We start from the raw sequence: 17,994 nt of genomic DNA on the forward strand, positions 1-17,994 counted from the left end.
CGGAATTGTGGGCTGGGAAAGGTTATGGCAAGGATGGTTTAAACTGCAAACCATCCTTGAAGGTTACCAGCTAGCCTTGTCTCTTGAGCAAAAGATGTGATCAAGAGACAGACCATAGCGTGGGGATTTTTTATGTCTGTTGTTTTTATTAAAACTAAGGCAATAAAAAGCCCCGCAAATGCGAGGCTTAATTGAGTAACGCAGAATCTAGTGACTAGATTACTTTACGCTTACTTACTTGGCGTTCATCAGTGCAACCGCGTTATCTAACATACGGTTACTGAATCCCCATTCGTTATCATACCAAGACATCACTTTCACTAAACGACCGTTCACACGGGTTTGAGTGGCGTCAAAGTTTGAAGAAAACGCATTGTGGTTAAAGTCGATAGACACCAATGGCTCTTTGTTTACTGCTAACACTTCGCTCAATGGCGCAACGCTGGCAGCACGTTCAATAATGGCATTTACTTCTTCAACTGTCGTGTCACGGGCAGCGATGAAAGATAAATCCACGAGTGATACGTTAACTGTAGGTACACGAACCGCTAAACCGTCGAATTTACCTTGTAATTCAGGTACAACCAAACCTACAGCAGCAGCTGCGCCAGTTTTAGTTGGGATCATTGACAGTGCAGCAGCACGGGCACGACGTAAATCTGTGTGGTACACGTCAGATAAACGTTGATCGTTGGTATAAGCGTGAATGGTGGTCATCAGGCCTGATTCGATACCAATCTCGTCATTTAACGGCTTAGCAAAAGGGGCTAAACAGTTAGTCGTACAAGAAGCATTTGAAATCACTGTCATGTCTGACGTCAGTACATTGTTGTTCACACCGTAAACAACAGTGGCATCGACGTTTTTGCCTGGAGCAGAAATAATCACTTTCTTCGCGCCAGCGGTTAAATGTGGTTGAACGGTTTCTTTAGAAGTGAAGATACCAGTACATTCGAAAACCACGTCAACTTGCAACTCAGCCCATGGCAGTTTTGCAGGATCACGTTCTTGGAAAGTGAGGATCTTATCGCCATTCACATAAATGGCTTCGGCATCATGGTCAACTTTCGCATTGAAACGACCGTGAACAGAATCGTATTTTGTCAGGTGAGCGTTGATTGAAGCATCGCCTAAATCATTAATAGCGACAATCTTGATTGGGTAAGCTTTTTCGCTTTCGTACAAGGCGCGTAATACGTTTCTACCGATACGGCCATAGCCATTTATTGCTACACGGATAGTCATCTCATATCCCTCTGGTGATTATAAAATTCAACTGGTAGTAAAATTACCAAACTGACAGCTATCGTCAAGTTAAATCGGCATTTTACCGCTGTCTTGATTAACAAATTAGGTATTTTTTTTACATCGGTCGCGAAATCGCCATTTTTTACGCGTTTATTGGGTAAAAAATTACAAGATGGCAAACATTTTGCCATCGATTGCTTAGTCTGTTTTTTCGACTGGCGCAGGCAGCACAGCCTCGGTTTCAGTTGGCGCTTGGGCAACCGCTTGAGGATCAAGCCATTGTCTTACTGGACTCATAGAATAAGTGCCCTTTTTTAACACATCAATTAGGGCTTGGGCTTTTAAATCGAGTTCAGTCGCCAGCGTTTTATTGCCACCGAGCAAGGCTAGCATTTTTTCTTCAGAATACTTCTGCTGCGTAAGTAGTAAATTTGCTTTCGTCAGCATATAGGATTTATCTAAAACCTGTTGCTGGCGATAGGCAGATGCGAGCCCAAGTAACCAGTTAACGTCGAAATCATCGTATTGGATCTCCGCAAAGACTTTAAGATAGAGTTGTTGCGCTTTGATGGCATTTCGATTGCTGTAATAGGTTGCGACTTGGGCAAGTAGAAAGGGATCAGTCACTTCGCCGGCGTTTTCCTGTTCTAATAATCTATTTAACGCTGCGGTATCGCCAAAGCGAGTCCATTGGTAATAGGACATAAAAGGGTCTTGCCGTTCACGGGTTTGATCTTGTAGTAAACTTAAATTTTGAGTGCTTAGTCTAAAGGCTCTGGCTCTATCAGCTGTGCGATTGGTGTGGATGATATGCTGAACGCCAGAGGCGAGTTCAATGCAACGGCTGTAATCCTCAAGGTAGGTTAATTGTGAGTAGAGCTGCTTACCTGTGAGGTTTTCGTTGTCTTTTAACTTGTAGCGGTTTTGGATAAGTTTGGTCTTTTCAGTCAAACACCAGCTATCCTTATGCAAATCGGCACAAATTTCAGGATTATTTTTACAAATTGCTGAGATATTTCGGTCATTATCACAACCGAAAAGACCGAAAAAGCTCATCCCTAAGGTAAATGATGTAATTATTACTAGATTTTGTCTCAAAACACTCTCCAAACGATAATTTTTCTAATAAAATTACAGATTTACAGAAAATATCTTACTGGCAACAAAGCGCGACTTTCATTACAATGGCGCCGACCAAAACAGGGTTTTCCCTAAAACCCGCATTAGATTATTGGTCTTTTCGTCATGTTACTCAAACCTTTCAGTACATTTTATTGAAAAGTGAGATAAAGGATCTGTAAATGAGCGCTGATAAACACCTACAAAGTTGGCAAGAACGTTTTGAAATGGCAGAGGCGATGCAGCCTTTGTTAGGCAAGTTGTACCGTAACCAAGGCGTTGAAGTCGTGGTCTACGGCAAGCCGTTACTCAATGCTTCTACGATTGAAATCATTAAAGCGCACCGTTTAGTTCGTCGTCATGTCGGTGAAAAATTACGTTTACGCGAGAGTTTCCCCTTCGTTCAAGCTTTGAGCAAACTCGCAGTTAAACAATGTAAAGTGGATATTGGTAAGCTCGCTGTCAATTACTGGCGCGACCATACTGATGTCAGCGAAATTGAAAGCTATATGGCAAAAGAATTGGCCGATGCTATCGACCATGCCGATGATGTCGCGCCGCGTGACGTCGTGCTTTATGGTTTTGGCCGTATCGGTCGCTTATTGGCACGCTTGCTGATTGAACGCACAGGTCGCAGCAATAAGTTAAGGTTACGCGCTATCGTTTTACGTGGCGGTAAGAAAGGCGATTTAGAAAAACGCGCGAGTTTACTGCGTCGTGACTCAGTCCATGGTCCTTTCAATGGTTCTGTTGAAGTTGACGAAGAGAACAACGCCATCATAGCCAATGGCACTTATATCCAAGTGATCTATGCTAATTCACCCGACGAAGTGGATTACACTAAATACGACATCAATGATGCATTGATTGTTGATAATACAGGTATTTGGAAAGATGAAGCGGGTCTTGGTTTACACCTTAAGAGTCCAGGTGCCAGCAAAGTATTACTGACGGCTCCTGCAAAAGGCGCGATTAAGAACATCGTTTACGGTGTGAACGAAGGCGATATTACCCCAGAAGACATTATCGTTTCAGCGGCGAGTTGTACCACCAATGCTATTACGCCAGTACTGAAAGCTGTGAATGATAAATATGGTATCGAGAATGGTCACGTTGAAACGATTCATTCTTATACTAACGATCAAAACCTGATTGATAACTATCATACCGCTGACCGTCGTGGCCGTAGTGCACCATTAAACATGGTGATCACTGAAACGGGTGCAGCAAAAGCGGTTGCTAAAGCTTTACCTGCATTAGCCGGTAAGTTAACAGGTAACGCGATTCGTGTGCCGACGCCTAACGTCTCTATGGCGATCATCAGCATGAACCTGAATGCTGAAACCAGTAAAGATGAGCTTAACGAGTATCTGAAAGATACGGCGCTACAATCACCACTGCAAAATCAAATTGACTATACAGACTCTACTGAGATTGTATCGAGCGATTTAGTGGGTTCTCGCTACGCGGGTGTGGTTGATTCACAAGCGACTATTGCAGAAGGCAAGCGTGCCATTCTTTATGTATGGTATGACAACGAATTTGGTTACAGTTGCCAAGTGGTTGGCGTAATGCAAACTATGTTAGGTTTAACGACGCTATCTCTACCTGCGTAAATTGGCCCATGTAGTTTTTGCTCGAGTGATTAATGACTTTGCCTAACCTTTGAATAAAGCGCCCAATAGGGCGCTTTTGTTTTTCTATACTTCTACAATTTTATTGGACTCGACTCCATAGCTCACCATGATCCCTTGTTTATCTGCCGCATTTAATTAGCGGTAGCATCGGCATCAGTATCGGAAAAAAGCCTAAATTGATGAATGAAACATCAACTTTACTGAGGTGTGGCGGTTTATTGGGCAAACGATGCGGCTTAGATCATTTTTTAAAAATTGTTGATTGACTCTGAGGTCTAAATCGGTAGAATGCCAATCCGCAGTCAGGGGAAAGCATGCCGAGCATGAGTTCAAATGATTAAGCGCAATGATAGGCGACATTAGCTCAGTTGGTAGAGCGATACCTTGCCAAGGTATAGGTCATCGGTTCGAACCCGATATGTCGCTCCAAATTTTAATAAATTTGGCAGTTTGGGCGCGATGGCAGAATGGCTATGCTGCGGATTGCAAATCCGTCGATCTCGGTTCGACTCCGGGTCGCGCCTCCATAGATTAAAGTATTAATGACACGATTCCAGTTGTTAATATAAAGAGTTTGCCCGAGTGGTGGAATCGGTAGACACAAGGGATTTAAAATCCCTCGCTGGTAACAGCGTGCCAGTTCAAGTCTGGCCTCGGGTACCAAAAAACAGAAAAGCCCTGACTGATGTCAGGGCTTTTTTGCTTTGTAACTTCTACATCCACATTTTATGATTCTTAATCTAGTATCACTACAGCTATAGATTGGTTAGGCCCAAGCCTACTATTTTACTCATTCAGTATTGCGACTTCTGACCTGTTTCTTTTCTACAATACAAAACTGAGTGATTTTGTGATCTAGATGTTGTAAATCGCTTTATTTAAGTAATGTCACTATTTTGGTAATAATTGCGTAATAAAATGTACTTTTTATTGTTGAATCGACAATAGTGTAATAATTTCCCTAAGAAGGGACTTAAGTCGCTATTACCCCCTTAAAGACAGTGGTATAAATAAGCCGAAATTTCCCCCTACACGCGCATATTAGGATACGTAGTCATGATTTTCTCTCAAGTATTACTCGCACCCGCTGATCCAATTCTTGGTTTAACCGATACCTTTAAAGCTGATCCGCGTCAGGATAAAGTTAATCTTGGTGTTGGCATTTATAAGGATGAGGCTGGACAGACTCCCGTTCTGGCTTCAGTGAAAAAAGCCGAGGCCATTTTACTTGAGCAAGAGAAGACCAAAAACTACTTAGGCATTGAAGGCGTTCAAGCTTATAACCGTGTAGTACAAACATTGTTGTTCGGCGAAGGCAGTGCATTAATTTCTTCTGGCCGTGCTGCCACAGCGCAAGCTCCAGGTGGTACAGGAGCACTGCGTATTGCTGCTGAGTTTTTACTGCGTAATACCGATTCGCACACGATTTGGGTGAGTAATCCAACGTGGGCTAACCATCAGAATATTTTTGAAACGGCGGGTTTAACGGTTAAAGAGTACGGTTATTACAAAGCAGAAGCCCATGACATCGATTTCGATACCATGATGACTGATTTATCTAACGCGAATGCGGGTGATGTCGTGCTGCTACACGGTTGCTGCCATAACCCAACGGGTATCGATTTAACGTTGGCGCAATGGGAACTTGTTGCTCAATTGTGTGCTGATAAGAAACTCGTACCACTGTTTGACTTTGCTTATCAAGGTTTTGGTGCTGGCATTGAAGAAGATGCGGCAGGTCTGCGTTTAGTCGCGTCTAAAGTGTCTGAGTTACTGGTCGCTAACTCTTTCTCTAAAAACTTTGGTCTATACAACGAGCGTATTGGCGCCGTGACTGTGGTGGCTGAAGATGCTGATGCTGCCGTACGTGCTTTTAGCCAAGTGAAACGTACCATACGCGCCAACTATTCTAATCCGCCAGCCCACGGCGCACTGATCGTCAGCACGATATTAAATGATGCAGCTCTGAAAGCCATGTGGGTGCAGGAAGTCAAAGAGATGCGTGAACGTATCGCCGAAATGCGTACTCTGTTTGTTGATAGCTTAAAGGCTGAGGGCGTGACTCAGGACTTCAGTTTTATTTCTCGCCAAAATGGCATGTTCAGTTTCTCAGGTTTAAACAAAGCCCAAGTGGCACGTTTGAAAGACGAATTTGGTGTTTATATTGTCGGCTCTGGACGCATTAGCGTTGCAGGCATGACTAAGACGAATATGCCTGTTATCTGTAAAGCCATAGCACAAGTGTTGTAATGGTTATTGCAGCCTTATAGACAGACTAAAGGGACATTCCTTTTAGCTTTACAATATAAAGGACAGCACTTGCTGTCCTTTATTATTTCGATTGAATGATTAACAGGTAAGCGTTAGCAGGCAAGCGGTTGTTGAGTGAGATCATTGATCCGCAGCAGGGCGCTTAATGCATCTAATAAATTAGCTTGATCATGTAGATTGGGATTATGGCGGTTCTTCAACGGAAAATAGTTGATCAGTGGCCCTAAACGCGTTTGTTCACCGTGGCGAAGTACTTTGTGAATAATGGGTTTGCCAATCACTTGGTGACACCAAGCGATACGTTGCTCAATGCTAAACCGACCTGCGGGTGAGGCCTCTTCGGCAAGGTTATCGATAAAGATCACCTGTGCTTTAGTAGCAGCGAGGCTTTTCGCGAACTTAGGTAACAGCAGCGGCGGCATGATACTGGTTAAGAAGCTGCCAGGGCCTAGAATAACTAAATTTGCGTGCCGAACTGCCTCACAGGCTTCAAAGGTGGCATCGACCTGTGGCTCAAGGCAGAGCGCGATAGGCGCTTCATCCATACTGTCGACATTGATCTCCCCAAAGACTTTACTGCCACAGGCTTGCAGGGCCACTAAGTGAGTGGGCTGCTCTGACATGGGAATAAGTTGGGTTTCTATCTTAAGTAAGTTACGGATGAGATTAACCGCTTCTAATGGACGAACGCAGAGTTGATCAAGAGCCAGTAAAATTAAATTACCTAAATTATGGCCACTGAGTTCAGTGGCACCTTGGAAACGATATTCGAACAATTGCGAGCCAACGGAAGGACGATTAGCTAAATGGGATAAGCAGTTACGTAAATCACCCCAAGCAATACAGTCTTGCTCGGCTCTCAGTCGACCAGTAGAACCACCATTATCAGTGGTGGCGACAATCCCTGTAAGGCGGTTGCCTAAAAAATCGAGCGAGGATAATACTCGGCCTAAACCATGGCCTCCTCCGATGGCGACGACACGTTCAAATTGATTAAACATCAAATGCTGCATCTGGGTTTTTCCTTCCTGAATACCCGAAAATTTAATGTCATAGCCATCCATTGTCGCTATAAGCGGGATGACTCATGAGCCGTTGTGCAATGGTGATAACGCTAAGGAACCTTAGTATAAATACTCAGTCAAATGCTTGCATCTATAAATGACGGCGTAATAGCAAGCTCGACTCGATAATGGTGCCTCAGGCGTAATATTGTACCTGAGTTCGTGATCATGATGATGGGCAAATTTCGTGAAATCTGATAAATAGCTTATAATCCGGCCTTTATTTGCCCAATAAGGGCGTTACACCTAAGGTGAATGATTGAAAACGGGTAGAATCGGTTCGTTTACATTGGCATTAGCCATGGTCATAGTGGCGATTTTTGCATTACGAGTTTGGATCATTCCTCACTCGAGTGACTCATCCGCTATTGCGCCCCAATTCGTTAGCGATGTCGATCCTGTTACGCAAGTCCCTGACTTTTCAGCGATCAGCGACATTACCGAAAAGAAGAAAGCTTTTTTTGATTTCCTGCGGCCGATTGTTCAGCAACAGAATGCCATTATCTTGATGGAGCGTGGCTTTATCAATGAGATGCTTGCCTTAGTCGATAATGGTAAGAGTTTATCTGATACCGAATTAGCGCAGATCAATGCGTTACTTGATAAATACCAATATGCGGCGCGTAACGTAGATGCTAAGTCATTAGCAAGCTTACTTAAACGTGTCGATATCGTGCCGGAATCTATGGTGTTAATTCAAGCTGCGAATGAATCGGGTTGGGGTAGTTCACGTTTTGCCAGAGAAGGTTTTAACTTTTTTGGTGAATGGTGTTTTACTGCTGGCTGCGGCATAGTGCCGTCCTCACGTGGTTCGGGTAAAAGTCATGAGGTGAAAGTGTTTTCATCGGTCGATGAATCGGTTTCATCCTATATGCGTAATTTAAACTCTAATACTGCCTATGCGTTATTTCGCTCTATTCGAGCAGATTTACGTTCACAGGAGCTAGAGCCAACAGCGGATCAATTGATTTACGGTTTAGTGAATTATTCTGAAAGACAAGAAGCTTATATTGATGAGCTGCTTGATATGTTACGTCATAATGAAAAATATTTGGTGAATGTCGATGTATAAAAAACTGTTGTTTAGTAGCCTGTTTTTTTTGGCAACTAGCGCCGCTGCAGAAACTGTATCCCTTGAATATAAAGGCTTTTATGATAGGTTGAAACAAGTCAATAAAGGCGGTTATCAACTCGTGGAAGTGGCTTTTAGTGTTCCAATGCAAAAGAATTGTTTGATCCAAAGTGGTTCCATTTCCAGTGAAAAAACCTCAACGCCACTGACGTATACTGATGCTCAGCGGTTGTTCATTCCCTTAGATGATGATTTAAAAGATCAGCGAGCCTTGGTTAATCTGCATTTCGCTGGCAGCGCTGAGGGATGTGGTATTGCAATGCAAGTTAGAGCAAAACAGACATTAGCCGAGTACGATAAAACGCGCTTACAACAAATCATGACTGAGATGGACACGCTGCTCGGTGCTATGCAAGGCTTCCCGATGCGTTATTTTAGGGAATCCATTACTGGCTTAAACTTTGAATTCTCACCTGAACAAGAAGTCTATGTACGCCTTAATGGCCGTGAAGAAGCGATAAAAGGCAGTTATAAATTAGCCGCTAATGAGCTTGAAAGCATCACCACGCTAAGCTTCAGTGCCCAGCCATTAGTGCTGAGTCCTTGGGTGAAGTAATCATCTTTGTATCTTTGAATAGGCGTCTTGAAATAAGCGATTCACAAGCGCTGGCTCAAAGATAAACTTATTCTGTAGCCATAAAAATGCCCACATTAAGTGGGCATTTTTGTTGTGCTAATTTATCTTGTTTACTTTCGTTGCGTTAACTTCTCATACTGACTAGGGCGCTAAATTCAGTCTAAGTTAGACTTCGTAAGTGTTAACAATATCAATGCGTTTTGCTGTATCCAAATCGATACGACCGCTATTGGCGATATCAAGAAAATCGAATGCAGGTAGATTGGCTTCAGCAACATCACCACGCATAGGCGCATCTGGGTCACGTGTTAGAGACACAAAGTCGAATTGCTCACGGTCAACACCCTGTGATGGTGCGGTGTTTTGCATGGCGGTGAATATTGTTTCAATGCGGCCTGGGTATTGTTTATCCCATTGATTTAGCATGTCTTTGACTGCGGCGCGCTTTAAGTTTTCCTGTGAGCCACACAAGTTGCATGGAATGATTGGAAATTCTTTTAAGCTGGCATATTCTTCGAGATCTTTCTCGCGACAATAGGCTAGGGGACGTATGACGATATTAGCGCCATCATCCGACAGCAGCTTTGGCGGCATTGCTTTCATTTTACCGCCAAAGAACATATTTAAGAACAAGGTCTCGATAATGTCATCCCTGTGATGGCCTAGAGCGATTTTAGTGGCGCCGATACGCTGAGCAAAGCCATAAAGCGTTCCGCGGCGCAGGCGAGAGCATAGGGAGCAGGTGGTTTTACCTTCCGGAATTTTGTCTTTCACTATCGAGTAGGTATCTTTCTCGAGGATGTGATAAGGCACATTGAGCTTATCGAGATAGGCGGGCAATACATGCTCAGGGAAGCCTGGTTGTTTCTGATCTAAATTAACCGCAATGATTTCAAACTGAATGGGCGCGCGTTGCTGCAGATTCATCAAAATATCGAGCATGGCGTAGCTGTCTTTACCACCACTGAGGCAGCACATGATCTTATCGCCATCTTCAATCATATTGTAATCGGCAATCACGCTACCCACTTCACGACGAAGCCGCTTCTGTAATTTATTCAGACGGGTAGTTTGTTTTTTTGATAATTCTTCCGGCATAGGATTTACCGTAACTTCAGATATAGCTTCAAGCATAAAAAAGCGCCCAGTAACACAGTTTCAGGGCGCGTATTATTCCAGCTATCTTTGGCGGGGTAAAGAGCCGCGTATTGCTTAGGCTTCTTCTAACGGTGATTTATAACCGTCGGGCTTTATAGCCAATAAATCGCAGTTGATGCTATCGATAACATGTTCAGCGGTATTGCCTATCAATGCTGCTGAAAATCCGGTACGACCGACAGTCCCTAGGATCACCAATTCAGCATCAAGTTTTTCAGCCAGCTCAGGGATCACATCCTCTGGTAAACCTTCTTTTACATGGCAATGACTTGGATTAATATCATAAGCGCCCGCAAGATAACTCACGCGCTGCTCATGCTGCATGCGAATGGTTTCGTTGTATGACTGGGCATCAAAGTCAGGAAGCTCAATGGCTAGGTTAACTGGCGTGCCGGGATAACCATTGACTAAATGTACTTCAGCAGAGAACTTTTTCGCCAAATCTTTTGCATGTTCAATAATTTTACCGTTAAGCATTTGATGATCGGTATCTTCGGTTGCCACATTCACAGCACAGAGGATTTTGCCCGCGGCTGGCCAGTCATGGGCTTTCACCATCAACACTGGCACAGGGGCTTTACGCATTAAATGCCAATCAGTTGGAGTGAAGATCACCGCCTTGAGTTTGTCGTGGGCATGGGTGCCTTTAACAATCAAATCGTATTGCCCTGAAATAGCATGATTAATAATGCTTTCAAAGGGGCGATTATGCCAAATGACTTGAGTATCGATATTGAGTTGCAGATGAGTATAAGCGGCGAGTAAGTCTTGGATCCAAGCGAGCCGTTGATCTATGACACCTTGACGCATGGCTTCGCGTTCTTGATTCGACAAAATCGAAGTCATTTCGTAAGAGAAGTCGAAGATAGAAAGAAACACAGTGACTTGAGCGTTGCATTTACTGGCCAAGGCGACCGCTCGTGCAAGGGCAACTTGATTCTCAGTGGTAGGGTCAACCACAACCAGTATTTTTTGATAATCCTTCATGGGAGGTTCCTTTAGTCATAGGCTCAATATCATCATGAGCCTTTGGCAGTGAGCTGTATTGTTCTAGATCAAACTCATTTGAAATTGATTAAAACTCGCTTAAAAATCATGCCTTAATCTGCATGACATGTCTAGTAAGCACAGTTTTTACCATTAAACTGTTATGCTATTGGCGACAATTATTTAGGCTTGACCTCTCACGGTTAATGCTCTTGCGATTGACTATCTCGCGATGCGAGAATTACCCGCTAACAGATTTAGCTCTTGCGAGTCGAGGATAGTGATGTACTTACCCTTAACCTCAATCAAGCCTGACTTTTGGAAGCGTCCAAGTAAGCGGCTGATGGTTTCAACGGTTAAACCGAGATAATTGCCAATGTCACCGCGGGTCATGGTTAAACGGAATTCTTTAGGTGAGAAACCACGACTGCCGAAACGATTTGCTAAATTGCTGATAAATGCAGCCAGACGTTCTTCGGCATTTTTCTTACTGAGTAGCAGGATCATTTCTTGATCGCTCATGATCTCATTACTCATTAGACGCATGATCTGCTGACGTAACTTAGGCATAGTGCCCGAAAGTTCATCGAGGATATTAAAGGGGATTTCACAAACCATAGAGGTTTCGAGGGCCTGTGCAAAACTCTGATGTAACTGAGCGTGAATACCATCAAAACCAATCACATCACCCGCAAGATGGAAGCCAGTTATCTGCTCATCACCTTGCTCGGTAATAGTGTAACTTTTGATGGTGCCAGAGCGGATCGCAAACAGGGATTTCAACGCATCTCCTGACTTAAAAATTTGCTCGCCTTTCTGAATTGGCTTTTTACGCTCAATAATATCATCGAGCTGATCTAGCTCACTTGCATTGAGGGTAAAAGGAATACAAAGGGTACCCATACTGCAATCGTGACAATGGATTGTGCATCCGCTAGCGGCAGGACGACGATTCTTATTTTGTTCAATTGTCATGTTGATTCTCAAGTTTATCCACTGCAACCATGTTAAACCAATTCACTCACTTGGGCTAGTTTAGCTGCGCGAGTGCGATATATAAAGTTTGACCACCAAAGGCAATTAACAGTAAGCCGCTCAATAGTCTAACGGTTTTCTTTTGTACCCATGCAGCAAGGCGTTTTGCCGCCATGCCAGCGCTTAATAGGGCGGGTAAAGTACCCAAGCCAAAGGCTAACATAATCAAGGCGCCTTGGCTGGCAGAGCCAGATGCAACCGACCAAGTTAAGGTGCTATAGACGAGGCCGCAGGGGAGCCAGCCCCAAATGAATCCCGCCATGACTGCTTGGCTCGGATTCTTGATTGGAACAAGACGCTGCGCTAGCGGTTTTAAATATTGCCATAGCCATTGACCTACACGCTCAATTTGCACTATTCCAACCCAAATTTTAGCGATGTAAAGTCCTGTTGCGATCATCATCAGTCCGGCAATCATGCGCAGGACAATCAGATAAATATCCAGCTCAAATAAGTGACCAAGACCTGCCGACGATGCGCCCACTAAGCCGCCCGCTAAGGTGTAACTTAAAATACGGCCTAAATTGTAACTCAGTAAATATTTAAGCTGATGGGCCAGCTGGTTACCTATTTTAGGATGAGGGATTTGGGCGGAAAACGCGCCCACTAAACCGCCACACATACCAAAACAATGTGCCGCTCCCATCAAGCCGACGAGAAAGGCACCGGTGACATTGTACTCAATCACAAAGGCATGCCTTTTTGCTGATTTTTTATCGCTTGCTGCGCTGCGATGTCATCATGTTCTGCTGTTGACTGAATGGCGGGGGTGGCTAGATGGCCAGGTTTATCAGTATTTTCATCAAACAATATAGAAACACTTTGACGGTCAAGATCGTCAAATTGCTCAGATTTCACTGCCCAGAAAAATACCATTACCGCAATGGCGACGAAGATCATGGCAATGGGGATAAGCACATAAATAATTTCCATAATGACCTCTTACTATCTGGTTAAACGTTTTATTATGATCACACTTTTACCCGTAATAATCTCAGGCTATTACCGACCACAATCAAAGAACTCGCCGACATGCCAATCGCGGCAATATAAGGTGCCACATGACCAGTGACAGCTAAAGGCAAGATAAGGGCGTTGTAACCCAGCGCCCACGCTAAATTTTGTTTAATAATTTGCGTGGTCAGTTTAGCGACCGCGACAGCTTGGGTGAAACGGGATAGATGATCGCCCAGTAAAATCAAATCGGCACTGTTTTTGGCAATCGCACTGCCACTGCCCATGGCGACCGACAAATCAGCCCCCGCAAGTACTGGCGCATCATTGATGCCATCGCCAAACATCGCCACGCGAGTATGCTGTTGTAATTTCGTTACTAGGGCAAGTTTACCCGCGGGGGTTAATCCGCTGTGCACATCTTCAATTCCCAGCTCTTTGGCCAATTGATGCACATGTCCGGAGCTATCGCCGCTGGCGATACTAATGCGGCAACCTTGTTGCTTTAATATCTCAATCGTGGCCTTACTGTCTTGACGAATATTGTCTTGGATCTCAAAACTTGCAAGCACTTCAAGCTGCTCATTGGCTGAGCGTGCTAACCAAATCTTTTGGGTTGGGTCCTGAGTATCGACACGTGCACCAGTAAATACAGCATTACCAATTAAATAATCAGTCCCCTCGATACGGCCTCGAACACCAAAGCCGACTTCATGGTGAACTTGTTCTGCGACCAAGGTATTATCGGCAAATAGGGCAAATGCAGCCGCAATCGGATGACGAGAGCCCGTTTCCAGCGCTGCGGCAATAGCTAAGGCCTGCGTCTTTGTTAAATCGGCCATGCACTGCGTTTGCCCGATAGAGAGCGTACCACAGGTAAGGGTGCCAGTTTTATCAAAGACCACATGCTTAATCTGCGGCAGTTTTTCAAATACGCCGGCTTTGCGGGTAATGATCCCAAGACGGGTAAAAATGGCGGTTGCACAGGTGACGGCGGTCGGTGTCGCTAGCGCTAAGGCACAAGGACAAGTCGCGACCAGAACCGATAGCGTTACCCAAAAGGCATCCTCTGGGGAAATCTGTTGCCAAACCAAATAGGTGATCGTCGCGATTGTTAGAATCGTACCCGAGAAATAGCGGGATAATTTATCGGCTAATAGGGCTATCGCAGGTTTTGTATTGGATGCCAGTTCCTGCAGTCGAATAATTTCAGCCACGAGTTGGTCTTGCCCCAATGCGGTAACTTTAACTTTTATCGGTTGGTCGACGTTGATAGTACCAGCGTACACTTGCTGATCTTGCTGTTTTTCAATGGGCATTTGCTCACCTGTGAGCATAGCTTCATTGATATTTGTGTGGCCTTCAATCACCACACCATCGGCCGCAACCATTTCCCCTGGTTTCACAAGGATCACATCATTGAGGCGTAACTTTTTGGCCGGAATTTCTTCTTGACCATTTTCGGTGACTAAGTGTGCAGTGAGCGGCACCAATTTATGTAAATTACTGGAGCTGACCGAGGCCTTTTGTCTTGCCTTTTGCTCGAAGTAACGCCCAAGTAACAAAAAGAATGTAAACATGGATACGGATTCAAAATACACTTCGCCTGTGCCATTCACTGTGGCAAAACAGCTTGCGGTATAGGCACCACCAATGGCAATCGAAACAGACACATCCATATTGAGTTTGCCGCTGAGCAGGGTACGAATGGCGCTAAAATAGAAGGGTTGCGCCGAATAAAGCACCACAGGCGTGGCAAAAATCATGCTGACCCAGCGGAAATAGTCCCGATACTGCACGTCTAAATCGGTGAAGTAGCCAGTATAAAGGGCGAGGGCGAACATCATGACTTGCATAGTCGCAAAGCCAGCTAAGCCTAAACGCAGTAAAAATTTGCGACTATTGAGTTTATTGTTGAGCTCTTGTTCGTCAACTTGGTAGGGCGCGGCTTGATAGCCAATACGACTAATTTGTCCGAGAATATCGCTAAGTTTTACCTTGCGTTTATCCCAACTGATCATTGCGCGTTGGGTAGTTGAGTTGACTAGCACTTGGCTCACGCCCGCGAGTTGTTTGACTTTGTGTTCAATTAACCAAGCACAGGCGGCACAGGTGATACCATCGATGGAGAGTGATACTGATTCGACATTGTCCTCAGAATGCACAAAGTCTTGCTGCACTTCGGGCAAGTCATAGGCGCTAAATTGCGTTAATGCTTCGGGGACCAGGGCATTCTGTTTATTGCCAGGCTCAGTGCGGAACTTGTAATAACTGAGTAATCCCGCATCGACAATCGCTTGAGAAACCGCCTGACAGCCAGGGCAACACATAAGTTCATCACGGTCATTAATGCGAGTTACAAACTGCTGGCCCGTCAGAACGGGCTCTTGGCAGTGAAAACAACTTGGATACGTCATAGCGCTACTTATTTAACCACAATCAATTCAGCCAAAGTTGGACGTGATCTTTTAATTCAACGCGTTGGTGAATTCGCCATTTACCGTCGTAACTTTCGAGGCGTACTTCCCAAGGGCCAGTTAGGGTAGTAGGGATGCTAATGCGATACACATTGCTGGCATCGGCCGTCGCAGTGAGTTTCATATCTCTGTCGGCAATGGTTGGATGATAGAACTCGACTTTCAAGGCGGCTTGATATGCAGGTCCCCCTTGCTGCGTCAGTAAAATCTCATTATTGGCTTGATCGAGTGAAAAATTCATGCCTATTTGTTTGGCATACTTCACTTTACTTAAGTCCATATTAATGGCTTTGCCATCTTTGTAGTAATCCTCGGCGACTAAAGAGTCCGAGTTCGTAAGGGCAATTTTTAGCGTGGTAAAACTTGCGACGACGGCACATAAAGGAAGAATAATTAAAAACCAAGGCCAGAACTGCTTATACCAGGCTTGTTGTTCGCTCATGTCAGATACCCATTCAAAAAATTTGCGCCATTTTACCGTTAAAAGACGGTTTTAGCACTTTAAAAAAAAGGCCTCGAAGTCTTCGAGGCCTTAGTGTTACTTATACCTAATTACTTGTTTGACAAGCTATAAACATAAGCTGTAATGACGTGAACTTTCTCTTCACCTAGAACGTCTTTCCACGCTGGCATCACACCTGCGCGACCATGTTTAATGGTCTCTTCGATCATGCCACGGCTACCGCCATATAACCAAACATCGTCAGTTAAGTTAGGAGCACCCATAAACTTGTTGCCTTTAGCGTCCATACCATGACACGCAAAACAACCTTTCATGAATGAGCCTTGACCTTGTGCAGCGAGTTTCTCGTCATGCTCACGACCAGACAATTTAACAACGTATTCAGCTAAACCAGCAATCTCGCTATCTTCGATAGGCAAACCACCTTTGGGTGGCATCATGCCATGACGACCTGCCATGATAGTGGTCTTAATCGTGGCTAATTCACCACCATATAACCAGTCACCATCGGTAAGATTAGGGAAGCCTTTGCTACCACGTGCATCAGAACCATGGCACTGAGCGCAGTTTTGCAGGAACAAACGGCCACCCACTTTCAACGCTTCTTGGTTTTTCACTAATTCTTCTAGTGGTGTTGCCAAGTAAGCCGCGAAGATTGGGCCATATTTTTCATCAGCGTGTTTTACTTCTTGATCATACTGAACATAAAGACCTTCTTTTGCTGCTAGCTCAATCGCTGCGGCAGAATCGGCTTTAATGCCATGCTCTGTACCGATACTCTGGTTAGAACTCGTCCAGCCTAATAAGCCTTTGTAGTTACCTAAACCAGGAAATAGTGCCAAATAGATCAAGCCAAACACGATAGTGATATAGAACATATAACTCCACCATTTTGGCAGTGGGTTATTGAGTTCTTCAATACCGTCGAAACTGTGACCCATGGATTCGCCTTCTTTTACGTCAGTGGTGTTCTTAGAACACACACGCAGTAATAGAAAACAACCCGCGATCACGACTAACGAGAGTACAGTAATCCAAACACTCCAGAAGCTACTCATCACTTATTCTCTCCTGAGTCCTTCGATACCTTGCTGACTTCCTCATCGGAAAACACAAGGTTAGCTGCTTCATCAAATGATTTTTGACGACGCGAGCTATATGCCCAAGCAAATATACCGACGAAGGTCAGCATCACAATGATGGTTAAAATGCCTTGTAATGTGCCGTAATCCATATATTGCCTCCTTATTTGAGTGCGTGACCCAAAGACTGAAGATATGCAATCAAGGCGTCCATTTCTGTCTTACCTGCAACAGCCTGCTGTGCGCCTGCGATTTCTTCATCGGTATAAAGATCATTACCTTTGTAACCGCCTTTATGCAGGTTACGTAGGATAGTCATCTTGTCACCCGTTAGTTTGCCGTCTAACTTGTTTTCGGCTAACCATGGGAACCCTGGCATATTCGATTGAGGAACTACAGCACGAGGATCGATTAAGTGAACTTCATGCCATTTATCGCTATAACGACCGCCAACACGTGCAAGATCAGGACCCGTACGCTTAGAACCCCATTGGAATGGATGATCCCAAACTGATTCGCCCGCGACAGAGTAGTGACCATAACGTTCAGTTTCTGCACGTAAAGGACGGATCATCTGGCTGTGACAGTTATAACAACCTTCACGAACATAAATGTCACGACCTTCAATTTGCAGGGCAGTGTATGGCTTTAAACCTTCAACTGGCTCAGTCGTATCTTTTTGAAAAATCAACGGTGTGATTTCAACGAGACTACCGAAGCTGATAGCGATAACGGTAAAAATCGCTAACAAACCGATGTTTTTTTCAACTATCTCATGATTAAATTTCAT

At 44.4% G+C, this 17,994-nt stretch carries 17 protein-coding genes and 3 tRNA genes; 7 read left to right on the top strand and 13 right to left on the bottom strand.

Going from position 1 to position 17,994, the window contains the following annotated elements; genetic code table 11:
* Positions 1 to 234: 234 nt before the first annotated feature.
* Both gap and KO531_RS06890 read right to left on the bottom strand, forming a co-directional pair.
* The gene (gap, locus tag KO531_RS06885; RefSeq protein ID WP_006081590.1) at positions 235 to 1,245 is read right to left on the bottom strand and encodes a type I glyceraldehyde-3-phosphate dehydrogenase; all 1,011 of its coding nucleotides are present in this window, start codon (positions 1,243 to 1,245) and stop codon (positions 235 to 237) included.
* A 201-nt stretch (positions 1,246 to 1,446) separates the two neighbouring features.
* The gene (locus KO531_RS06890; RefSeq protein WP_219250725.1) at positions 1,447 to 2,346 is read right to left on the bottom strand and encodes a DUF2989 domain-containing protein; all 900 of its coding nucleotides are present in this window, start codon (positions 2,344 to 2,346) and stop codon (positions 1,447 to 1,449) included.
* A 203-nt stretch (positions 2,347 to 2,549) separates the two neighbouring features.
* Between KO531_RS06890 and KO531_RS06895 the strand changes: the two genes are divergently transcribed.
* The 5 genes from KO531_RS06895 (at position 2,550) to KO531_RS06915 (ending at position 6,254) form a co-directional block, all read left to right on the top strand.
* Positions 2,550 to 3,983 carry a glyceraldehyde-3-phosphate dehydrogenase gene (locus KO531_RS06895; protein WP_028759978.1) on the top strand — a complete coding sequence of 478 codons (1,434 nt, stop codon included), beginning with the start codon at positions 2,550 to 2,552 and terminating at the stop codon, positions 3,981 to 3,983.
* A gap of 374 nt (positions 3,984 to 4,357) precedes the next feature.
* Positions 4,358 to 4,433 (top strand) — tRNA-Gly (locus KO531_RS06900).
* A 24-nt stretch (positions 4,434 to 4,457) separates the two neighbouring features.
* A tRNA-Cys gene (locus tag KO531_RS06905) sits at positions 4,458 to 4,531 on the top strand.
* A 49-nt stretch (positions 4,532 to 4,580) separates the two neighbouring features.
* A tRNA-Leu gene (locus KO531_RS06910) sits at positions 4,581 to 4,667 on the top strand.
* A 393-nt stretch (positions 4,668 to 5,060) separates the two neighbouring features.
* Complete coding sequence (locus tag KO531_RS06915) at positions 5,061 to 6,254, top strand: amino acid aminotransferase (RefSeq protein ID WP_028759977.1); 1,194 nt, start codon at positions 5,061 to 5,063, stop codon at positions 6,252 to 6,254.
* 113 nt (positions 6,255 to 6,367) lie between these two features.
* Here KO531_RS06915 and KO531_RS06920 read toward each other — a convergent pair whose 3' ends face one another.
* On the bottom strand, positions 6,368 to 7,288 hold the full coding sequence (locus KO531_RS06920; RefSeq protein WP_219250726.1) for a YvcK family protein: 921 nt from the start codon (positions 7,286 to 7,288) through the stop codon (positions 6,368 to 6,370).
* A 310-nt stretch (positions 7,289 to 7,598) separates the two neighbouring features.
* Between KO531_RS06920 and KO531_RS06925 the strand changes: the two genes are divergently transcribed.
* Both KO531_RS06925 and KO531_RS06930 read left to right on the top strand, forming a co-directional pair.
* A complete protein-coding gene (locus KO531_RS06925) occupies positions 7,599 to 8,411 on the top strand; it encodes a glucosaminidase domain-containing protein (protein WP_219250727.1) in 813 nt (270 codons plus the stop codon).
* Positions 8,404 to 9,027: a DUF2987 domain-containing protein gene (locus KO531_RS06930; protein ID WP_219250728.1), complete on the top strand. Its 624-nt coding sequence runs from the start codon at positions 8,404 to 8,406 to the stop codon at positions 9,025 to 9,027. The genes KO531_RS06925 and KO531_RS06930 overlap by 8 nt, the downstream gene beginning before the upstream one ends.
* Positions 9,028 to 9,213: 186 nt before the next feature.
* Here the strand turns inward: KO531_RS06930 and ttcA are convergent, their stop codons facing one another.
* The 10 genes from ttcA to ccoO form a co-directional block, all read right to left on the bottom strand.
* Positions 9,214 to 10,182 carry a tRNA 2-thiocytidine(32) synthetase TtcA gene (gene ttcA / locus KO531_RS06935; protein WP_219250729.1) on the bottom strand — a complete coding sequence of 323 codons (969 nt, stop codon included), beginning with the start codon at positions 10,180 to 10,182 and terminating at the stop codon, positions 9,214 to 9,216.
* A 78-nt stretch (positions 10,183 to 10,260) separates the two neighbouring features.
* Positions 10,261 to 11,193 carry a universal stress protein UspE gene (uspE, locus tag KO531_RS06940; RefSeq protein WP_105252478.1) on the bottom strand — a complete coding sequence of 311 codons (933 nt, stop codon included), beginning with the start codon at positions 11,191 to 11,193 and terminating at the stop codon, positions 10,261 to 10,263.
* A gap of 222 nt (positions 11,194 to 11,415) precedes the next feature.
* Entirely contained in the window at positions 11,416 to 12,168 is a 753-nt protein-coding gene (etrA, locus tag KO531_RS06945) for an electron transport transcriptional regulator EtrA (RefSeq protein WP_006081599.1), read from the bottom strand.
* A gap of 55 nt (positions 12,169 to 12,223) precedes the next feature.
* Entirely contained in the window at positions 12,224 to 12,916 is a 693-nt protein-coding gene (locus KO531_RS06950; RefSeq protein ID WP_219250730.1) for a sulfite exporter TauE/SafE family protein, read from the bottom strand.
* Positions 12,913 to 13,161, bottom strand: coding sequence for a cbb3-type cytochrome oxidase assembly protein CcoS (gene ccoS, locus KO531_RS06955; protein WP_028759970.1), 249 nt, complete (start codon positions 13,159 to 13,161; stop codon positions 12,913 to 12,915). Before ccoS ends, KO531_RS06950 begins: the two co-directional genes overlap by 4 nt.
* A gap of 38 nt (positions 13,162 to 13,199) precedes the next feature.
* On the bottom strand, positions 13,200 to 15,599 hold the full coding sequence (locus tag KO531_RS06960; protein WP_219250731.1) for a heavy metal translocating P-type ATPase metal-binding domain-containing protein: 2,400 nt from the start codon (positions 15,597 to 15,599) through the stop codon (positions 13,200 to 13,202).
* Positions 15,600 to 15,621: 22 nt separating this feature from the next.
* Positions 15,622 to 16,101 (bottom strand): FixH family protein, encoded by a 480-nt coding sequence (locus tag KO531_RS06965; protein ID WP_105252481.1) that lies wholly within the window; start codon positions 16,099 to 16,101, stop codon positions 15,622 to 15,624.
* Positions 16,102 to 16,211: 110 nt separating this feature from the next.
* Entirely contained in the window at positions 16,212 to 17,180 is a 969-nt protein-coding gene (gene ccoP / locus KO531_RS06970; protein WP_028759967.1) for a cytochrome-c oxidase, cbb3-type subunit III, read from the bottom strand.
* Complete coding sequence (locus KO531_RS06975) at positions 17,180 to 17,356, bottom strand: CcoQ/FixQ family Cbb3-type cytochrome c oxidase assembly chaperone (RefSeq protein ID WP_006081605.1); 177 nt, start codon at positions 17,354 to 17,356, stop codon at positions 17,180 to 17,182. Before KO531_RS06975 ends, ccoP begins: the two co-directional genes overlap by 1 nt.
* An 11-nt stretch (positions 17,357 to 17,367) precedes the next feature.
* Positions 17,368 to 17,994: a cytochrome-c oxidase, cbb3-type subunit II gene (ccoO, locus tag KO531_RS06980; protein WP_028759965.1), complete on the bottom strand. Its 627-nt coding sequence runs from the start codon at positions 17,992 to 17,994 to the stop codon at positions 17,368 to 17,370.

Source organism: Shewanella sp. NKUCC06_TVS (assembly GCF_019345515.1).
GTDB classification, from domain to species: Bacteria; Pseudomonadota; Gammaproteobacteria; order Enterobacterales; family Shewanellaceae; genus Shewanella; species Shewanella oncorhynchi.

Excerpts from the sequence above, each read along its gene's own strand:
- gap (WP_006081590.1), bottom strand. The coding sequence starts at position 1,245 with ATGACTATCCGTGTAGCAATAAATGGCTATGGCCGTATCGGTAGAAAC.
- KO531_RS06895 (WP_028759978.1), top strand. The coding sequence starts at position 2,550 with ATGAGCGCTGATAAACACCTACAAAGTTGGCAAGAACGTTTTGAAATG.
- KO531_RS06915 (WP_028759977.1), top strand. The coding sequence starts at position 5,061 with ATGATTTTCTCTCAAGTATTACTCGCACCCGCTGATCCAATTCTTGGT.
- KO531_RS06920 (WP_219250726.1), bottom strand. The coding sequence starts at position 7,288 with ATGCAGCATTTGATGTTTAATCAATTTGAACGTGTCGTCGCCATCGGA.
- KO531_RS06930 (WP_219250728.1), top strand. The coding sequence starts at position 8,404 with ATGTATAAAAAACTGTTGTTTAGTAGCCTGTTTTTTTTGGCAACTAGC.
- ttcA (WP_219250729.1), bottom strand. The coding sequence starts at position 10,182 with ATGCTTGAAGCTATATCTGAAGTTACGGTAAATCCTATGCCGGAAGAA.
- uspE (WP_105252478.1), bottom strand. The coding sequence starts at position 11,193 with ATGAAGGATTATCAAAAAATACTGGTTGTGGTTGACCCTACCACTGAG.
- etrA (WP_006081599.1), bottom strand. The coding sequence starts at position 12,168 with ATGACAATTGAACAAAATAAGAATCGTCGTCCTGCCGCTAGCGGATGC.
- ccoS (WP_028759970.1), bottom strand. The coding sequence starts at position 13,161 with ATGGAAATTATTTATGTGCTTATCCCCATTGCCATGATCTTCGTCGCC.
- KO531_RS06960 (WP_219250731.1), bottom strand. The coding sequence starts at position 15,599 with ATGACGTATCCAAGTTGTTTTCACTGCCAAGAGCCCGTTCTGACGGGC.
- KO531_RS06965 (WP_105252481.1), bottom strand. The coding sequence starts at position 16,101 with ATGAGCGAACAACAAGCCTGGTATAAGCAGTTCTGGCCTTGGTTTTTA.
- ccoP (WP_028759967.1), bottom strand. The coding sequence starts at position 17,180 with ATGAGTAGCTTCTGGAGTGTTTGGATTACTGTACTCTCGTTAGTCGTG.
- KO531_RS06975 (WP_006081605.1), bottom strand. The coding sequence starts at position 17,356 with ATGGATTACGGCACATTACAAGGCATTTTAACCATCATTGTGATGCTG.
- ccoO (WP_028759965.1), bottom strand. The coding sequence starts at position 17,994 with ATGAAATTTAATCATGAGATAGTTGAAAAAAACATCGGTTTGTTAGCG.